Below are 18095 nucleotides of genomic sequence, written 5' to 3' on the forward strand. Positions count from 1 at the left end.
CCGCTTCGCGGCTTGTCCGGAATGACGGGGAGGTGGGCGACGGCGGCGGGCGATCCCGCAGGGCGATTGATGAGGCCAGACACCAAAAAAGGGGACGGCGATTTCTCGCCATCCCCCAGAATGCTCCGGCAGACGGGCCTTGCGGCCCATCGCTTCCGATCAGCGCGAGTAGAACTCGATGACCAGGTTGGGTTCCATCTGCACCGCATAGGGCACGTCCGTCAGGGTGGGCGTGCGGGTGTAGGTGGCGGTCGATTTGGTGTGGTCGGCGTCGATGTAGTCGGGCACGTCGCGCTCGGCGAGCTGGGCGGCCTCGATCACGATGGCGAGCTGGCGGGAGCTCTCCTTGATCGCGATCACGTCGCCCGGCTTCACCTGGTAGGAGGCGATGTTGACGCGCTTGCCGTTGACCGTGATGTGGCCGTGGTTGACGAACTGGCGGGCCGCGAAGACGGTGGCGACGAACTTGGCGCGGTAGATCACCGCGTCCAGGCGACGCTCGAGCAGGCCAATCAGGTTCTCGCCCGAATCGCCCTTGAGGCGGATCGCCTCGGCGTAGTATCGGCGGAACTGCTTCTCGGAGATCGAGCCGTAATAGCCCTTCAGCTTCTGCTTGGCGCGAAGCTGCGTGCCGAAGTCGGACGGCTTGCCCTTGCGGCGCTGGCCGTGCTGGCCGGGGCCGTATTCACGACGGTTGACCGGGGACTTGGGACGGCCCCAGATGTTCTGACCGAGACGACGGTCAATCTTGTATTTCGCCTCATGGCGCTTCGACATATCGCGTGTCCTCTTGAAGTTCGCGAAGTTGAGGACCGCGCCCTCCTGCTCTCCCGCATGGGGCGGGAGCGACAGATCCGGCTTCCGAAGAAAGCAGATCACGGGTGCGGAAAAAAGCCACGCGGGCCTTTTGGGCCCGCGCGACGTGTGCCTAGAACCATTTGTGACGGCGTTTGTCAAACTTCAAAGCGTCATTCTCGGGCTTGACCCGAGAATCTCTGAGACCAGAAGGCGCTGGTTTTTCGAGATGCTCGGGTCAAACCCGAGCATGACGTGGGGCCTCAATTGCCCAGTGGCATCGGCTCGATGACGACCTCGGCGAGGCCGTAGCCGGCGAGCGCGATGCGCAAGGGTCCGGTGATGCCGGTGCCGTTGGTGAAGACTGCGACGGCCTCGATGGCGACCGTGGAGAGTGCATCGTCCTGCCCCAGCAACTGCACGACGCGGCGCGCGATGGCGGGTGCGGGGTCGATCCATTCGACCGGCCAGGGAGCCAGGCGCCGCATGCGCTCCAGCAGCAGCGGATAATGCGTGCAAGAGAGGGTGACGACATCGGTGCGGGCACCATCGCGCTCGACGAAGCAGGGCGCGATCTCGGCGGCGATGGCGGCGTCATCCGCCGGCTCGCCCTTCAGCACGGCTTCGGCGAGGCCCGCGAGCTTCGTCGAGCCGACCAGCGTGACCTCGCAGCCGCCGGCATAGCTGGCGATCAGGCCGCGCGTGTAATCGCGCGCCACCGTGCCCGGCGTCGCCAGCACCGAGATCAGCCGCGACCGGGTCAGGGCGGCGGCCGGCTTGATGGCGGGCACCGTGCCCACGAACGGAATGGCGAAGCGGGCGCGCAGGGCCGGCAGAACCAGTGTGGATGCGGTATTGCAGGCGATGACGACGAGATCGGGGTGGAAGCGCGCGACCAGCCGCTCCATCACGGCCAGCACGCGCGCGACGAGGTCGCTTTCGGCCAGCCGGCCATAGGGAAAGCCGGCATCGTCGGCGGCATAGACGACATGGGCGTTGGGGTGGGCCTGCATCGTTTTCGACAGCACGGTGAGGCCGCCGAGCCCGGAATCGAAGACGAGGATGGTCGGCGTATGACGCAGCAGCACCGCCGCGCGCGAGGCCGTTCCGGCCAGAAGATCGAGCTGCATGCGCCTGTGAGCCTGCCCGGGTGACGAAGGCGGGGATTCCGCCAGAGCCGGGTTAAGGGACCGTCAAGAGGGCGGAAAGAAGACCGTGCGGATTTGAGTGAATCGGTGTGGTGAACGGTCGGTCATACCCGGGCTGTCATCCCGGACAAGCCGCGCCAGCGGCGCCGATCCGGGATCCATGCCTGAACCTTTCAGGACCAGCGTTCCGGCATGGATCCCGGGTCTTCGCTTCGCTGCGCCCGGGATGACGGCGCGGTTTCATTGCGATCTCTCGGGTCGCGATCCCTCAGGCCTTGATCCGCGCAACCGCCGCGGCCGCCGCACGGCCCGCGAGCGTCGCGCCGCCGACCGTCATCGCGCCGCCGCCGGCCGTGGCCTCGCCTGCGATGAAGAGGCGTCCGCCGATCGGCTCGGCCAGTTGCTCGCGCGCCGCCTCGCGGCCGGGCAGGCAGACGGAATAGGAGCCGCGCGAGAACGGGTCGGTCCACCAGGCGGGGAAGGAGATGCCGGTGATCGCCTTGCCGATGTCGGCGCCGATCATCTTCGTGAGCAACTCGGTCAGATGGTCGCGCGCGGCGTCGGGGCCGGCCGCCGAGAGTTCGCGGGCATGGTCGCCGCCGCAATAGGCGACGATCAGGTCCTTGTCCTCGGGGAAGAGGTCGAAATTCATCAGGCGGCTCGGCGAGCCGGCTTCGAGGAAGCTCGTGCCCGGCGTGATGCCGAAGCGGTCGCCCTCGACCTTGAGCGCGATCTTGGTCAGCGCGCCCATGCCGATGCCGTCGAGCGCATCGCGGTTGCGCGCCGGCAGCTCCGGCGTGAAGCGGATCGCGCCGGCCTTGAGCACGCCGACGGGCACCGTGACGATGCAGGCATTGGCGCGCAGGGTGCCCGAGGGGGTCGTGACCGCGACGCCGGGCCCATCCCAACGGATTTCGCTGGCCGGCTGGTTCAGGCGGATGTCGAGGCCCGCGCCATGCCGCGCGACGAGGTGGCCATAGCCGGAGGGCACGAGGAGATCGTCGCCGGACCAGAGACGCTGGTAGTCCCGCGCCGAGATCCTGTCCGATTCCTCGCCGATCGAGAGCAGCAGGCCGGACGAGGCGATCGGCGCCAAGTCCGGGCCGAGATCGCCGAGCAGGTCCTTCACCGAGAGATCGCGCTTGGTCAGATCGACCGTTTCCAGGCGCCGGTCGATCTGGCCGAAGGCGCCGCGGCGCTTCTGCCGGTCGGCATCCGCCATCGGCCTGCCGTCGGCGAAGACGCGGAAGCCGCCGCCCCACGATTCGCCGGGCGTCGCGATGCCGAGATCGCGCGCGATCTGGACCCAGGGGTTGCGCTCGGCCCAGTGGATGAACATCGCACCCGCATCATAGGCCGGCCCCAGCGAGGTGTCGGTGAAGGCGCGTCCGCCGACGCGGTCGCGCGCTTCCAGCACGATTGCCCTGCGGCCGGCGGCCTTCAGATCATGGGCGGCGGCGAGTCCCGCCGCGCCCGCGCCGATGATGATGACGTCCGCCTCGGCCGCGCTTGCGCCGCGCATGGGCAGTGCCAGCGATGCCGACATCGCAACTGATCCCGTCAACATGGTTCGGCGGTCGAGCATGGGGTGGAAAGGTCCCGTTCTGCCCGCTCATGTTGGGCCCGTATCGCTGCGTTGCAACAGGAACGTGTCGGGCGTGGGGCCCTGACGCGATCACGAGATCGGGAGGCGCGGATTCTGGCTGCGGCCCGCAGGCATTCGGATTGGAGCAATCAAAAACACAGTCTTCATTAGATAAAATCGATTGATGTATCGCTTTTGCATCTGAGTTTGTTCTTGTCGCGGCGACAATTGACAGTCTTCGATTCGATGAATAATCGATGGTAGCCCTAACGACAGTATAGGGCCTTGTTTATACTGATTTTAAAACTTCTGTAGCGCGGCGGCCTGTCCGTCCGCGCCGGCAAGGATGGGCTGAGGCGATGGGGATGCACTCTGGCAGGCTGCGCGAAGGCGTCGCGCTTGGAACCTTGATGGTGATGCTGGCCGCGCCGGCACTGGCGCAACAGTCAGGCCGCAGCCGGGCAGCCCCGGTGGCGCAGGCCACTGAAGCGCCCGTGGTGCTCGACCAGATCACGGTCGAGGGCGCAGCGCCGGGCCAGGCGCTCGTGGCGGGGCCGACCACGACCCGCACCACGCGCGAGCAGCTCGACCGCCAGCAGGTCCAGAGCCTCAGCGACCTCGCCAACCGGGTCGAGGCCGGCATCAGCTTCAATCGGCAGAACAACTCACTCAACATCCGCGGTCTCGACGGCGCGCGCGTGCTGACGACGGTCGATGGCATCCGCCAGCCCTTCCTGATCGACAGCCGCGTTACCCGCGGCGGCACCTCCGCCTTCGATTTCGACTCGCTGTCGACGCTCGACCTGTTGCGCGGCCCCAGCGGCGGCAGCACGCTCGGCAGCGGCGGGCTCGGCGGCGTGCTGGCCGTGCGCACGCTCGATCCCGAGGACATCATCCGCAATGGCCGCAGCTACGGCGCGCTGGCCAAGACGGGCTTCGACAGCACCGACAGGGCCGTGTTCGGCAGCGCGGCGGGTGCCGCGCGCTGGAACAACAGCTGGGCCCTGATCCAGGGCGGCTTCCGCAGCGGGCACGAGACCGGCAATGGCGGCAACGTCAAGACGATCGGCGCGGCGCGAACCGAGCCCAATCCGCGTGATTTCGACCAGTACAGCTTCCTGGCCAAGCTCCACCAGTATTCCAATGACCAGGCGCATCGCTTCGGGCTGACGGCGGAGACCTTCAAGCGCTCTGACCGCGTCTACAATCGCGACAACTCCGTCTCGCTGACCGGGAATTACCGTCCCGGCTCCTATCGCTCGGGGGAGGACGTCGAGCGCGACCGCGTCTCGCTGAGCTACGACTACAAGATGCCGGGCTCGTTCTTCGACGAGGCGCATGCGCTGGCCTATTGGCAGCGGTTGAAGCGCAACGACCTGACCAACGGCTATCGCTACACCAGCATCGTCGGCAACTATGCGCGCAACAACGAGAACGAGGAAGAGGCCTACGGGTTCAACGGCCACGTCATCAAGAGCTTCAACACCGGCATGTTCTCGCACCGCATCCTGGCCGGCACCGAGCTGCGGATGTCGAGCCTGGAGCAGTACAGCGCCGGCTCCGATGCCTGCCCCACACGGCCGGCTTCAGGGGTCTATACGGGAGCGTTCACGACCTGCAACAACATCCCCACCAACCAGGCCGAGCAGCCCAAGGTCGATGGCCGGCTGGCGGGGTTCTACATTCAGGACGAGATCGGCCTGCTGGAGAACCGGCTGCGCGTGACGCCGGGCCTGCGCTACGACTGGTATGAGGAGAAGCCGCAGGCCACCCCGGCCTATACCAATGGGGCTTCGCGCCCGGTCGGTCTGCCGGCGTCTTCAAGCGATTCGGCCTGGTCGCCGCGCATTCGGCTCGAATACGACGTGCTGAAGAACGCGCCCTGGTTCAAGGACGTCACCGTCTTCGCGCAATGGGCCAAGACCTTCCGCCCGCCGACCGCCAACGAGCTTTATGGCCGCTTCGGCTCGCCGACGACCTATCTGCGCAGCGGTAATCCGGATCTGCGCCCCGAAACCGGCAATGGCATCGATGTCGGCCTGCGCTTCGGCGACAAGGCCTTTGGCGGCTCGCTGACCTATTTCCACACCGATTACCGCAACTTCATCGACACCTACCAGTCTCAGGCCCCTTGCGTCGGCGGGCTCTACTGCCAGGGCGGCATCACCAGCTTCCGCAATGTGGCGCGGGCCGAGATCCAGGGCTTCGAGGCCAATCTGCAATACGCCTTCGCCGAGAACTGGCTGGCGCGCGGCTCGTTTGCCTACACCCGCGGCAAGAACAAGGACGACGACACCTTCCTGAATTCGATCTCGCCGATGCAGGGCATCATCGCCATTGCCTATGGCACCGAGCGCTGGGGGGCGGAAGTCTCGACCAAGCTTGCGGCGGCCCGCGACGACGTCGCCGCAACGACCGGCGCGACGCAGGGCTTCAAGGCGCCGGGCTATGCGATCTTCAACGCGACCGCCTGGTGGAAGCCGCTGCCGCAGATCGCCGATCTCGAACTCCAGATCGGCGTCTACAACATCTTCGACCGCACATACTGGGACGCGGTCAATGTGCCGACCGGCGTGCTGGCCCAGGCCCGCGACTACTACAGCGAGCCCGGCCGGACCGTGAAGGCGACGATGAAGGTCCAGTTCTGACGAACCTCGCGTTTTCGAGACCCGGGATCGTCACCGGCCGGCCCTTCGGGGTCGGCCTTTTTTGTCTCGGGGTCTGTAGAGCCAAGGTTCGCCTTGCCGTCATCCCGGGCTTGCCCCGGGATCCATCGTAAGGCTCCGGAGCTCTATGATGGATTCCGGCGCTCCGCTGCGCTGCGGCCGGAATGACGGGGTCGCATGGACCATCGGCGGTCACTTTCCCTCGGCCGGCTTTGGCACGCGCAGCCGCCTGGGCCCTTCGGTCAGAGATTTGAAGACGCCGCGCAGCGTGCGGGCCTCCTGCTCGGTCATGGCGAGGCGATGCAGGATGTCGCGCAGATTGGCGGTCATGATCTGCTTCTTGCCGGGAGGGAAGAAGCCGCAAACATCGAGCTCGGCCTCGAGATAGTCGAACATCGACAGAACCGTCGCCCGCGTCGCCGGCGGCGAGTCGGTGTGCTCGCGGAAGGTCGGCTGGCCGTCGGTCGCCTTGAACCATTCATAGCCGGCCAGCAGCACGGCCTGGGCGAGGTTCAGCGAGGCGAAGGCGGGGTTGACCGGAAAGGTCAGGATCGCGTCGGCAAAGGAGATCTCCTCATTGGTCAGGCCGATGCGCTCGCGCCCGAAGAGGATGCCGACGCGTTCGCCCTCGCCGATGCGCGCCGCAACCGGCGGCATGGCTTCGGCTGGCGTCACCACGCGCTTCATCTGGCCGCGCTCGCGCGCGGTCGTCGCCAAAACATAGTTGAGATCGGCGATGGCCTCGGCGGCAGTCGGATAAAGCCGTGCCGTTTCCAGGATATGCGTCGCGCCCGAAGCCGCCGCCATGGCGCCCTTCTTCAGCCCGCCGCCGCCCGGCCAACCGTCGCGCGGCGCGACCAGCCGCATCTCGGACAGGCCGAAATTCGCCATGGCGCGCGCGCACATGCCGATGTTCTCGGCCATCTGCGGCTCGACCAGGATGATCACGGGGGCCGGGGTCGCGACGGGCGCGCGGGTATGGTCTGTGCCGGAGCCGGGCATGGGTGTGTCTCGTCATTCCCGGCGAAACGGAACCGGCGACCGGCGACGTCTCCCAAAGACATCGCCGGGTCAAGCCCGGCGATGTCGGAGGCTCAGCCCGCAGCTGCTTCCACCGCCGCCAGCACCCGCAGCGTGTTGCCGCCGGCGAGCTTTTCGAGGTTGTCCTCAGACCAGCCGCGCCGGATCAGCTCGGCGATCAGGGCGGGGAAGACGCTCGTATCCTCAAGCCCTTCGGGGTTGATCCAGCCGAAAAAGTCCGAGCCGATGCCGACATGGTCATGGCCGATGCGCTTGGCCAGGTATTCGAGATGGTCGCAATACTGCGCCAACGTCGCCTTCGGCTTCGGCCCGGCCTTGGCGGCGAGCTCGGCCTCGGCCTTGTCGTGGTCGAGCCCCTCGGGGGTCTTGCCGAACTGGTCCTTGGCCGGCTTGTGCCAGTCGCGCGAGGCCTGGCTGATGAAATCGGGCACGAAGGTCGCCATCACCACGCCGCCATTGGCCGCGACGCGGTCGAGCACGTCGTCGGGCACGTTGCGCGGATGGTCGCAGAGCGAAAAGGCGTTGGAATGCGACCAGACCACCGGCGCGCGGGTGACGTCGAGCGTGTCGTGCATCACCTTGGGCGAGACATGGGCGAGGTCGACGACCATGCCGAGCGTGTTCATCCGGCCGATCACCGCCTTGCCGAACCCGGTCAGACCATTGTGGCGCGGGGCATCGGTGGCGGAATCGCACCAGTCATGGCTGTCATTGTGGCACAGCGTCATCAGCCGGATGCCGAGATCGAAATAGGCGTCGAGCGCGTCGATCTCGTTGTCGAGCGCCGTGCCGTTCTCGATCGTCATGAACAGCGCGATGCGCCCTTCCGCCTTCGCGGCCATGACATCGGCGGCGGAGAGGCCGGGGCTGAAGACATCGGCGTGGCGCTTGAGAATGTCGCGCATCAGCGCGATCTGGGCGAGCGCGAAACCGGCGGGCTTGGGGTGCTTGGGCGGGACATAGGCCGCGAAGAACTGGCCGGCCATCTTGCCCGCCTGCATGCGGGGGATGTCGGTGTCGCCCCTCTCGTGGATCGTCGTCAGGTCGTAGAGGCCGACATCGCCCTTAGCCGTGCGGTCGATCCGGATGACGTAGGGCAGGTCGTTATGTCCGTCGATCAGCGGGGCGCGGTCGAGCAGCGCCAGGGCCGCGGCATAGGCATTGTCCTGGACGGGTGGTTTGGCGAGGGCCATGGGGCAAGCCTTGGGTTTGGAATCGAGGGCGGCCGCCACCGTGGCAGTTCGCGGGTGAAGAGGCGAGGGGCGCGGTGCAGGGCTGGTCTTCGCGTCATGCTCGGGCGCAGCGCAGACCCCAGCATCTCCGGCAAGAGATTCTAGGGTCTCCGCTGCGCTTCGCCCGAGAATGACGTGCTTCGTCAGCCGAACCGCGCCGGCGCGAACGGTGTCGGGTCGACGAAGACCTTCTGGCCGGTGACCATCTCGGCGATCATGCGGCCGGTGACGGCGGCCAGCGTCAGCCCGTGATGGGCGTGGCCGAAGGAGAACCAGAGGTTCTTGTGCTTGGGCGCCGGGCCGATGATCGGCATCATGTCCGGAGTCGCCGGGCGGCGGCCGAGCCAGGGTTCGGGGTCGATCCGATCACCCAGCGGGAATAGCGTGCGGGCGATCGGCTCGGCGCGGGCGAGTTGCACCGGGCTCGGCGCGGCGTCGCGATCGGCAAATTCGGCGCCCGTGGTGAGGCGGATGCCCTGCTGCATCGGCGCCAGGAAATAGCCGCGCTCATGGTCGAGGACAGGATGATTGAGCACCGCATTGCCCTGCGCCTTGTAGTGCATGTGATAGCCGCGCTTGACCGCCAGGGGCAGGTTGTAGCCAAGCTTGCGTGAGAGCACGTCGGCCCAGGGGCCGAGCGCGACGACCACGTCGCGGGCCTTGGCGGTGCTGCCGTCGGCCAGCGTGACGCTCCATTCCGCGCCCTGCTGGGTCAGCGTGGCGGCATCGCCCAGCGCGAGCTTGCCGCCGAGTTCCTCGAAGCGCGCGACATAGGCCTTGGAGAGCCCGAGCGGGTCGATCACCGTGACCGGGTCGGTCCAGTGCAGGCCGCCGATGAGGCTGTCATGGTCGAGATGGGGCTCCTCGGACTTCAGGGTCGGCATGTCGAGCGGCCTGAAGTTCAGGCCGAAATCGCGCTTCCAGCGCGCGGCCTCGGCCAGGCGCGCATCCTGCTCGGCCGTGGTGCGGAACACCTTCATCCAGCCCTTGCGGCGCAGCAGCCCGGTGGCGCCGGACTCGGCGGCCAGCGCGTCATGCTCGCTGACGCAATGCTCGATCAGGGTGGCGTATTTCCGGGCGATCGCCTCGTGCTGCGAGGCGCGCGAATGCATCCAGTAGGAGAACAGGAAGGGGGCGAGCTTGGGGATAGCGCGCCAATGATAATGCGCGTCGATGGTGTTGTTCATCGCGTATCGCAGCAGCGCGCCGAAATCATGCGGGAAGCCGTAAGGGTAGACGCCCTCGCGCTGGATCAGGCCGGCATTGCCGTAGCTGGTCTCCTCGCCCGGCCCGCGCCTGTCGACGAGCAGGACCGAGCGCCCGGCCTTTTGCAGATGCAGCGCCACCGAAATGCCGACGATGCCCGCGCCGAGAACGATCGTATCCGTCGCCATGATCTGCTCCTGCCAGTCCCCACCGACGTAAAATGAGCTGTTTGCGCGGCCTTGTCAGCGTCGCGGTCGGTTTTTGCGCGGTTGCGGCACAAGTTTCGCAAGATTTGCGCCAGCGGGGGCGTCAGCTCTCGCATCAGCCTGCAATGCACGGTCGTGACGCAATTTCCTGCCGACGCAGGGCGGGGCTGTCGTGATGGCGGGTGACGGGCCTGCGGGGATCGGCCAGTGTCGGCGTCCTTTCGCAGACGAGTCTCACGCTTTTCATGCTCATGCGCATCGCCGCTTCACTGGCCGCCGGCCTCGCCTGGCTTGGGCGCTACGGCACGCAAGGCTTTGCGCTGTCGATCTTTCTCGGGCTGGCGCTGCCGCAGTTTTCGGCTGCGGCGCGGCCGCTGCTGCCGGTGACGATCTTCTGCTTCACCACCATCGTCTTCATGCGGGCCGATATCGGCATCATCGCCGGCCTGCTGCGCCGGCCCGGCAAGCTGATCCTGACCTGCCTGTGGATGGTCGCGGCACCGGTCGTCGTCCTAGGCGGCGCCTTCCTGCTCGTGGGGCGCGACGCCATCGATCCCGGGCTGCTGCTGGGCCTGGCGATCCTGGCTGCCGCGCCGCCGATCATGTCCTCGCCGGCGGTCGCGATCATCTACGGGTTCGAGCCGTCTCTGATCATCGCAGGCGTCATCATCACCACGGTGGCGAGCCCGATCATCGCGCCGATGCTGGTCGATCTGCTGGCGGGGTCGGCCGTGCCGCTCGACCGTTGGGCGCTGACGTTGCGGCTGCTGTTCTTCGTCGGTGGTGGCATGGCGGCGGCGGCCGTTCTGCGCTTCTCGCTCGGCATGGTCCGCATCAAGGCGATGAAGGCCAATCTCGATGGCTTCGGCGTGCTGATGTATTTCACCTTCGCCATCGCGGCGATGGACGGCGTCACGCAGGCCGCCTTCGACACGCCGGCGCGTGTCAGCTTCTTCCTCGCCTGCGCCTTCGCGGTGTCGATCATCGGGCTCGTCGTGAGTTACCTCGCCTTGCGCTTTCTGCGCCGTTCCGAGCGTTTCATGGTCGGCTACGGCGCCGGACAGCGCAACATGGGCATGATCGTCGCGGCGCTGGGAGCGGGCGTGCCGCCCTCGACCTTTTTGTTCTTCGCGCTGGCGCAGTTTCCGATCTATCTGATGCCCTGGCTGCTCAGCGGTATCGCGGGGCGCATCCGTCGTGAAGAAGCGGCTGCTGACGGCGCCTGACGGCGGGTTTTGCGAAGAAGGCTCCGTTGTTGTGGGAGCCTGGCGTCATGATCACCCTGTATTCCGGCCCGCTGAGCCTGTTTTCCCGCAAGGTCGAGATCGCGCTGCGGGAGAAGGGCCTGGCCTTCGAGCGGATCATGGTGCCGTTCGACCAGGCCGCCGGCTACGAGCCCCAACACCCCGAGGTGCTGGCTCTCAATCCGAAGGGGCAGGTGCCGGTCCTGACCGATGACGGGCTGGTGCTCTACGACTCGACCGTGATCGTCGAGTATCTCGACGAGGCCTATCCGCAGCCGCCGCTCTACCCGCAGACCCCGGCCGAGCGTGCGCGCTGCCGGCTCGACGAACTCTTCGCCGACGAGATCCTGCTGCAGGCGCTGAAGCCGCTGATGCATCGCACCGGGCCGGTCGCGGCCGATCCGGTCCGGCGGGCGGCGCGAGGTGCCGACGCGCTGATCGCGGAGCAGGCACTGGCCGGCCATCACGCCCGGCTTGAGGAGAGGCTGGCGGGGCGGGAGTTCTTCGGGCCGATGCTCTGCGCGGCCGATATCGCGCTGTTCATGGGGCTGCTCTTCGGCCGGCGGCTGGGTGGGCCGTCCTTCGTAGGCCATCCTGGCCTGTCCGGCTGGTTTTCAAGACTCACCGAGCGGCCCGCCTTCGCACAGGTCGCGGCCGAGATCGCGGAAGCCGACCGGCGGCTGTCGGTGCCGGTCGCGCTGCCCTGAGATCGCGTGGGGCTTACGGCAAAACCGCATTTCCCTTTGCGAGCCGATGCTCTAAACCGCGCGGCATGAGCGCTCCCATCCGCATCGCCCCGTCCATTCTCTCGGCCGACTTCTCGAAGCTCGGCGAGGAGGTGCGCGCCATCGACGAGGCCGGCGCCGACTGGATCCACTGCGATGTGATGGACGGGCATTTCGTGCCCAACATCACCTTCGGGCCCGATGTGCTGAAGGCGATCCGCCCCCACACGACCAAGTTCTTCGACGTGCATCTGATGATCGCGCCGGTCGATGCGTATATCGAGCCCTTCGCCAAGGCCGGCGCCGATCTGATCTCCTTCCATGTCGAGGCGGGCCCGCATCCGCACCGGACGCTGCAGGCGATCAAGGCGCAGGGCAAACAAGCCGGCATCGTGCTGAACCCCGGCACGCCGGCCGGCATGGTCGAGCCGCTGCTCGACGATCTCGACCTCGTCCTGCTGATGACCGTCAATCCCGGCTTCGGCGGGCAGAGCTTCATCCATTCCGTGCTGCCCAAGATCGCGCAGGTCAGGGCGCTGATCGGCGAGCGGCCGATTGCGCTCGAGATCGATGGCGGCGCCACGGTCGAGACCGCGCCGCTGGCGGCCAAGGCGGGGGCGGATGTCTTCGTCGCCGGTTCTGCCGTGTTCAATGGCGGCCCGGCCGCTTATGCCGGCAATATCGCCGCGATCCGTGGGGCGGCCGAAGCGGCGCGCGGGGAGTGGGTTTGAGAATTTAAACTGCGCCGTCATTCCGGGCGCAGCGAAGCGGAGACCCGGAATCCATGCCGGAGCATCACTTATCAAGGCTCAGGCATGGATCCCGGATCGGCGCCGCTGCGCGGCTTGTCCGGGATGACGGCGCCCATCGTGTGAAAGATGTCAAATGATCCCGCGCTATTCCCGCCCCGAGATGGTCGCCATCTGGGAGCCGCAGACCCGGTTCAAGATCTGGTTCGAGATCGAGGCGCATGCCACCGACAAGCTCGCCGAGCTCGGCGTGGTGCCGAAGGAGGCCGCCGCGACGATCTGGGCCAAGGCGAAGGACGCGACCTTCGATGTCGCCCGCATCGACGAGATCGAGCGCGTCACCAAGCATGACGTGATCGCCTTCCTGACGCATCTGGCCGAGATCGTCGGCCCCGAGGCGCGCTTCGTCCATCAGGGCATGACCTCCTCGGACATCCTCGACACGACGCTCTCGGTGCAGCTCGCTCGCGCCACCGACATCCTCATCGCCGATGTCGATGCGCTGCTCGCCGCCATCAAGCGCCGCGCCTTCGAGCACAAATTCACCCCGACGATCGGCCGCTCGCACGGCATCCATGCCGAGCCGGTGACCTTCGGGCTCAAGCTCGCCCAGGCCTATGCCGAGTTCGATCGCTGCCGGGCGCGCCTGATCGCGGCCCGGGCGGAGATCGCCACCTGCGCGATTTCGGGCGCGGTCGGCACCTTTGCCAATATCGACCCCAGCGTGGAGGCCTATGTCGCGGAGCAGATGGGCCTGAGTGTCGAGCCGGTTTCGACGCAGGTGATCCCGCGCGACCGGCATGCGATGTATTTCGCGACGCTGGGCGTCGTCGCCTCCTGCGTCGAGCGGCTGGCGACCGAGATCCGGCACCTGCAGCGCACCGAGGTCTATGAGGCGGAAGAGTTCTTCTCAGCCGGCCAGAAGGGCTCCTCGGCGATGCCGCACAAGCGCAATCCCGTCCTGACCGAGAACCTGACCGGCCTTGCTCGCCTCGTGCGCGGCATGGTCGTGCCGGCGCTGGAGAATGTCGCGCTCTGGCATGAGCGCGACATCTCGCACTCCTCGGTCGAGCGCATGATCGGCCCCGATGCCACCGTGACGCTCGACTTCGCCCTGGCGCGGCTGACCGGCGTCATCGACAAGCTGCTGATCTACCCCGACAACATGCGCAAGAATCTCGACAAGCTCGGAGGCCTGCACAACTCCCAGCGTGTCCTGCTGGCTCTGACGCAGGCGGGCGCGAGCCGCGAGGAGAGCTATTCCCTGGTCCAGCGCAACGCGATGCGGACCTGGGAGCATGGCGAGGATTTCCTCACCAATCTCAAGAAGGACGCCGAGGTCACGGCCCGGCTGACGGCCGCCGAGCTCGAGGCGATGTTCGACGAGGGCTACCACTTCAAGCATGTCGACACGATCTTCGCCCGGGTGTTCGGGGAGAGTTGACTAGGCCTTCAGAAAGTGGGTCAATTCGATTCAACGCTACAACATAGGGTGTGTCGAGCCTGTGTCGATACCCAACATATTGAATTCGTCGCAGCTTGAACTCGATCTCGTTATCCCCGAGGTTCGGGTCAATGTCGCGCTTCTCAGCCCCCGCGAAATATGGCTGCGACTAGATGCGCGAATGATATCTGACCTTGTAGAAGACCGTCGCGTCGAATTTAAACGACCGCAGATAGAGCTAAAAGACTTAGCTCCATATTTTAGCATGTGGTCCAACACGCCTGAAGGCGGAATTCTGATCATTGGATGCAAAAGCGACGGCTCGCCGGTTGGTTGCAGTAGCGTTGGCCAACGCAAGATGAATGAAATCGAGAGGCTCCACCTCGTTTATTGTCCTCTCGCCAAGCACGAGTATCGTAGAATAGAATGTATTGGTGATTTGCCGTCAGATTATATATTGGCGATATACGTTCCTTATGCGGGGCGTCTAGTGGAGACAAACAAAAATCAAGCATTTATCAGATATGGAGATTCGATTCACGAAATGTCCGATGAGGAGAGGCGAGATTTTCGTAACGCGACCCGCGAGCCTCCATTCGAACTAGAAGAGGCGCATATATCGTATCCGCTTGGATTCAATATGGCGATCGTTAGAAAATTTTGCCAGAATTATCGGGATGACGAAGGCCTTGATCACCTTAGCGATGAGGAAATCTTGGAATTGAGAAATCTTGGCCGTCGTGACGAGGGCCGGTTTATACCTAACAAGGCTTTGGCCATATTGGCCGGAAACAATCCTCGCTCTCTGATACCAGGTTGCAGGGTTCGAGTTCAGAGATTTTCTGGACGTGCAGAAGGTGAAGGTGAAACATACAGGCCCCTGTTTGATCGATTTATCGAAGGTAATATCGTCGAAATTATTGAAGAGTCGCGCTCTATAATTAATACTCTGGTTCATGACATAACATGGATGAACGACGAGGGGAAATTTATTACAACAAAGGAATACCCTGTCGACGCGTGGTTTGAAGCGCTTGTGAATGCATGCGTTCATCGGTCTTACAGTTTTAGTGGTGCTGAAGTTACAATCAAACTATTCGAGGATCGTTTGGAGGTAGAGAGCCCCGGTGGTTTTTATCCGCCAGTAACAGAGAAAAACATTTACGAAGTGCGGGCGGCTCGAAACCACCACCTGATGGATGCACTTCGTAGCCTCGGATATGTACGTATGGCTCGCGAAGGAACCCGACGTATGCGCGAAAGCATGCGAAGATGGGCGCTTCCTGAACCCGCATTCCGCCAACAGTCAATACACGGGGTGGTGGTGAGGGTGCTTTTACAAAACAATATCGAACTGCGGAAACGAGAGACAGATCGTGATTTCGTCAATTTTTTTGGGGGTGATCTGTGGCTTGAACTGCCCGAGCATGAGCGAAAAATTGCTTCGTTCGCACTAAGGAATACGAATATCAATGTAAGTGATGCACAAAGAATAACTGGTCGGACTTGGAAAACTAGCAAGAAGGATCTGGAACGACTTGTTGAAAAGAAAGTTCTGATATTCGTTCCTGGTATGTACGAGCGGGATCCGCAGGCTCACTATTCAGTCCGCCCATCAGAATTCTGAACGCATGAAAACCTCCGACACCGACATTCTCATCGTTCCCGGCTGGTCCGGCTCGGGGCCCGATCACTGGCAGAGCCGCTGGGTCGCCAAGCTCTCGACCGCGCGGGTGGTCGAGCAGGAGGACTGGCACACGCCGTCGCGGCTCTGGGCGGAGCGCATCGTCGCGGCGGTGCGGGCGGCGACGCGGCCGGTCGTGCTGGTCGGGCATTCCTGCGGCGTCAGCGCGATCGCGCATGCGGCCGAGCATCTGCACTTCGGCGAGGTGACCGGTGCCTTTTTGGTGGCGCCCGCAGCCGAGCGCGCCAAGCGCGAGCTGCCGGGCATGACGCCGGCCTTCGCCGCGCACCGGCGCGCGCTGCTGCCCTTCCGCAGCGTGCTGATCGCCAGCACCGACGATCCCTACTGCACGCCCGAAGAGGCGAAGGAACTGGCTGAAGCCTGGGGCGCGGAGTTCGTCGATGCGGGCGAGAGCGGGCACATCAACACCGAATCCGGGCACGGGCCCTGGCCCGACGGGCTGCTGCGTTTTGCCGGCTTTCTCAGGAGCTTGACGGCGGTTCCGCAGAAGCCGATTCAGGGCTGAGCACTGGTCCGACCCGCGGAGTCATCCCGGCCGGAGCGAAGCGCAGAGCCGGGATCCATGCCTGAACCGTTCCGGAATAGATCCCGGGTCTTCGCTGCGCTGCGCCCGGGATGACGGCGCGTTTCAGGTATAGATTGCCCTCGAGGTTCCCCCCAAAAACAAAACCGCCCCGGCTTTCACCGGGGCGGTCTCATTTCAGCCCGTCGGGCGATCAGCCTTCGAGATCAATTCTCGACATAGGTGATCTTGCCGTCGGCGCCCTTCTTCCAAGTGTACATGGTGTAGTCGGGGCGCGTGATGTCGCCCTTCTTGTCGAAGGCGAGATCGCCGATGACGGTCTTGACCGGGGCGCCACCGGCGAGAGCCGCCGCGACCTTCTTGGGATCGACCGAATTGGCGCGCTTGGCGCCTTCGGCCATGACCTGAACAGCGGCGTAGCTGTACAGGGTGTAAGCCTCGGGCTTGAACTTCTTGGCCTCGAATTTCTTGACGATGGCGGCGGCCTCAGGACGCTTCTGCGGGTCCGGCGGGAAGGTCATCAGCGTGCCCTCGACGCCGGGGCCGCCGATCGTGGCGAATTCGTCGGTGGTGATGCCGTCGCCGGAGATCAGCACGGCCTTGACGCCCTGGTCGCGCATCTGGCGCACGATCAGCCCGCCTTCGGTGTGCAGGCCGCCCCAGTAGACGTAATCGGCGCCGACCGACTTGATCTTCGAGATCAGGGCCGAGAAGTCCTTCTCGCCAGCGTTGACGCCCTCATAGAGCACGTCCTTGATACCGGCCTTGACCAGGCCCTTGCGGGTCTCGTCGGCGAGGCCCTGGCCATAGGTGGTCTTGTCGTGGATGACCGCGATCTTCTTGTCCTTGAAGTTCTTGGCGATATAGGCCGCCGCGACTTCGCCCTGCTGGTCGTCGCGGCCGCAGACGCGGAAGGTGTTCCAGAGGCCGCGCTCGGTGATCTTGGGGTTGGTGGCCGAAGGCGAGATCATCAGGATGCCGTTTTCGGCATAGACTTCCGAAGCCGGCATCACGACGCCGGAGTTGAAGTGGCCGACGACCCATTTGATGCCGTCGCCGACGAACTTGTTGGCGACGGACACGCCCTGTTTCGGATCGCCGACATCGTCGCCGACCGAGAGCACCAGCTTCTGGCCGAGGATGCCGCCAGCCGCGTTGATGTCTTCGACAGCCTGCTCGGTGCCGTTCTTCAACTGGGCACCGAAGGCAGCGTTGGCGCCTGTGATCGGACCGGCGACGCCGAGCTTGATCTGAGCGTTGGCCACGCCGGAAAAGACGATGACCGCGCCGAGCGCGATGCTGCTCAACAGCAGTTTCTTCATGTGATGAGACTCCCCTGCATTATATCCATGAACGGGCTGGATGGTCCGCCCGTCTCGGCGCGTGGTGCCACCGTGATACGCAGTCTTGCGCGTTTTCCGGTGTCTGTCACGTGACAAGCTCTCGATGATTCTGGTTCTTTAGACGGGCTTTCCGGCATCTTCCCGAGCCTTCCAGGAGAAGGCGCCGGTACGCTCGTAAAGCCAGCGATACTGTGTCGTCATCTGCCGGGCGCGGTTGTAGCGCCAGCCGGCGAAGCCGAAGCCCATCAGGATGACGGTATCGACGACGTAGTAGTGCAGCGTCAGCAGAGTCGCCTCGAACAGAGCGAAATGGATGAAGCGGACGACGAGGCCGAGAACGAGGATGTAGGCGACGAGTTGGATGGTCGGCTTCCAGGTCAGGGCCATGGCGCGGCCGGTCATCCAGGCGAGCCAGCCGCCCATCACCACGCTCACCAGCAGGAAGAGCCAGACCGTGGATTCTTCATAGAGGATGCCCTGCAT

At 64.9% G+C, this 18095-nt stretch carries 15 protein-coding genes; 7 read left to right on the top strand and 8 right to left on the bottom strand.

Features of this window, described 5'->3' with window-relative positions; translation table 11 throughout:
* Positions 1-159: 159 nt before the first annotated feature.
* The 3 genes from rpsD to IP69_RS05325 form a co-directional block, all read right to left on the bottom strand.
* Positions 160-777 (bottom strand): 30S ribosomal protein S4, encoded by a 618-nt coding sequence (gene rpsD, locus IP69_RS05315; RefSeq protein ID WP_054141911.1) that lies wholly within the window; start codon positions 775-777, stop codon positions 160-162.
* 281 nt (positions 778-1058) lie between these two features.
* Positions 1059-1925, bottom strand: a complete 867-nt coding sequence (gene murI / locus IP69_RS05320) for a glutamate racemase (protein WP_054141790.1) — start codon at positions 1923-1925, stop codon at positions 1059-1061.
* Positions 1926-2211: 286 nt separating this feature from the next.
* A complete protein-coding gene (locus IP69_RS05325; RefSeq protein WP_248306724.1) occupies positions 2212-3489 on the bottom strand; it encodes an NAD(P)/FAD-dependent oxidoreductase in 1278 nt (425 codons plus the stop codon).
* A gap of 398 nt (positions 3490-3887) precedes the next feature.
* Between IP69_RS05325 and IP69_RS05330 the strand changes: the two genes are divergently transcribed.
* Positions 3888-6176 carry a TonB-dependent hemoglobin/transferrin/lactoferrin family receptor gene (locus IP69_RS05330; RefSeq protein ID WP_082358991.1) on the top strand — a complete coding sequence of 763 codons (2289 nt, stop codon included), beginning with the start codon at positions 3888-3890 and terminating at the stop codon, positions 6174-6176.
* Between the two features lie 210 nt (positions 6177-6386).
* Here IP69_RS05330 and IP69_RS05335 read toward each other — a convergent pair whose 3' ends face one another.
* The 3 genes from IP69_RS05335 to IP69_RS05345 form a co-directional block, all read right to left on the bottom strand.
* The gene (locus IP69_RS05335; RefSeq protein ID WP_054141792.1) at positions 6387-7196 is read right to left on the bottom strand and encodes an RNA methyltransferase; all 810 of its coding nucleotides are present in this window, start codon (positions 7194-7196) and stop codon (positions 6387-6389) included.
* A 92-nt stretch (positions 7197-7288) separates the two neighbouring features.
* Complete coding sequence (locus IP69_RS05340) at positions 7289-8428, bottom strand: dipeptidase (RefSeq protein ID WP_054141793.1); 1140 nt, start codon at positions 8426-8428, stop codon at positions 7289-7291.
* Positions 8429-8610: 182 nt separating this feature from the next.
* Positions 8611-9861, bottom strand: coding sequence for an FAD-dependent oxidoreductase (locus IP69_RS05345; RefSeq protein WP_054141794.1), 1251 nt, complete (start codon positions 9859-9861; stop codon positions 8611-8613).
* 263 nt (positions 9862-10124) lie between these two features.
* Between IP69_RS05345 and IP69_RS05350 the strand changes: the two genes are divergently transcribed.
* The 6 genes from IP69_RS05350 (at position 10125) to IP69_RS05375 (ending at position 16251) form a co-directional block, all read left to right on the top strand.
* On the top strand, positions 10125-11105 hold the full coding sequence (locus IP69_RS05350) for a hypothetical protein (protein ID WP_156323300.1): 981 nt from the start codon (positions 10125-10127) through the stop codon (positions 11103-11105).
* 47 nt (positions 11106-11152) lie between these two features.
* On the top strand, positions 11153-11830 hold the full coding sequence (locus tag IP69_RS05355; RefSeq protein WP_248306725.1) for a glutathione S-transferase family protein: 678 nt from the start codon (positions 11153-11155) through the stop codon (positions 11828-11830).
* Between the two features lie 65 nt (positions 11831-11895).
* On the top strand, positions 11896-12579 hold the full coding sequence (rpe, locus tag IP69_RS05360) for a ribulose-phosphate 3-epimerase (protein ID WP_054141796.1): 684 nt from the start codon (positions 11896-11898) through the stop codon (positions 12577-12579).
* Positions 12580-12733: 154 nt separating this feature from the next.
* Positions 12734-14041: an adenylosuccinate lyase gene (gene purB, locus IP69_RS05365; RefSeq protein ID WP_054141797.1), complete on the top strand. Its 1308-nt coding sequence runs from the start codon at positions 12734-12736 to the stop codon at positions 14039-14041.
* Positions 14042-14120: 79 nt separating this feature from the next.
* Positions 14121-15668, top strand: a complete 1548-nt coding sequence (locus tag IP69_RS21295; protein ID WP_156323301.1) for an ATP-binding protein — start codon at positions 14121-14123, stop codon at positions 15666-15668.
* 4 nt (positions 15669-15672) lie between these two features.
* The gene (locus tag IP69_RS05375; protein WP_054141799.1) at positions 15673-16251 is read left to right on the top strand and encodes an alpha/beta hydrolase; all 579 of its coding nucleotides are present in this window, start codon (positions 15673-15675) and stop codon (positions 16249-16251) included.
* 224 nt (positions 16252-16475) lie between these two features.
* On the opposite strand, the gene IP69_RS05380 is transcribed toward IP69_RS05375, so the two are convergent.
* Together IP69_RS05380 and IP69_RS05385 are read right to left on the bottom strand one after the other, a co-directional pair.
* A complete protein-coding gene (locus tag IP69_RS05380; protein ID WP_054141800.1) occupies positions 16476-17591 on the bottom strand; it encodes a branched-chain amino acid ABC transporter substrate-binding protein in 1116 nt (371 codons plus the stop codon).
* A 138-nt stretch (positions 17592-17729) separates the two neighbouring features.
* Complete coding sequence (locus tag IP69_RS05385; RefSeq protein ID WP_054141801.1) at positions 17730-18095, bottom strand: DUF6867 family protein; 366 nt, start codon at positions 18093-18095, stop codon at positions 17730-17732.

Origin of the sequence: Allobosea sp. AAP35 (genome assembly GCF_001295925.1) — a bacterium.
In the GTDB taxonomy this organism is placed as follows: domain Bacteria; phylum Pseudomonadota; class Alphaproteobacteria; order Rhizobiales; family Beijerinckiaceae; genus Allobosea.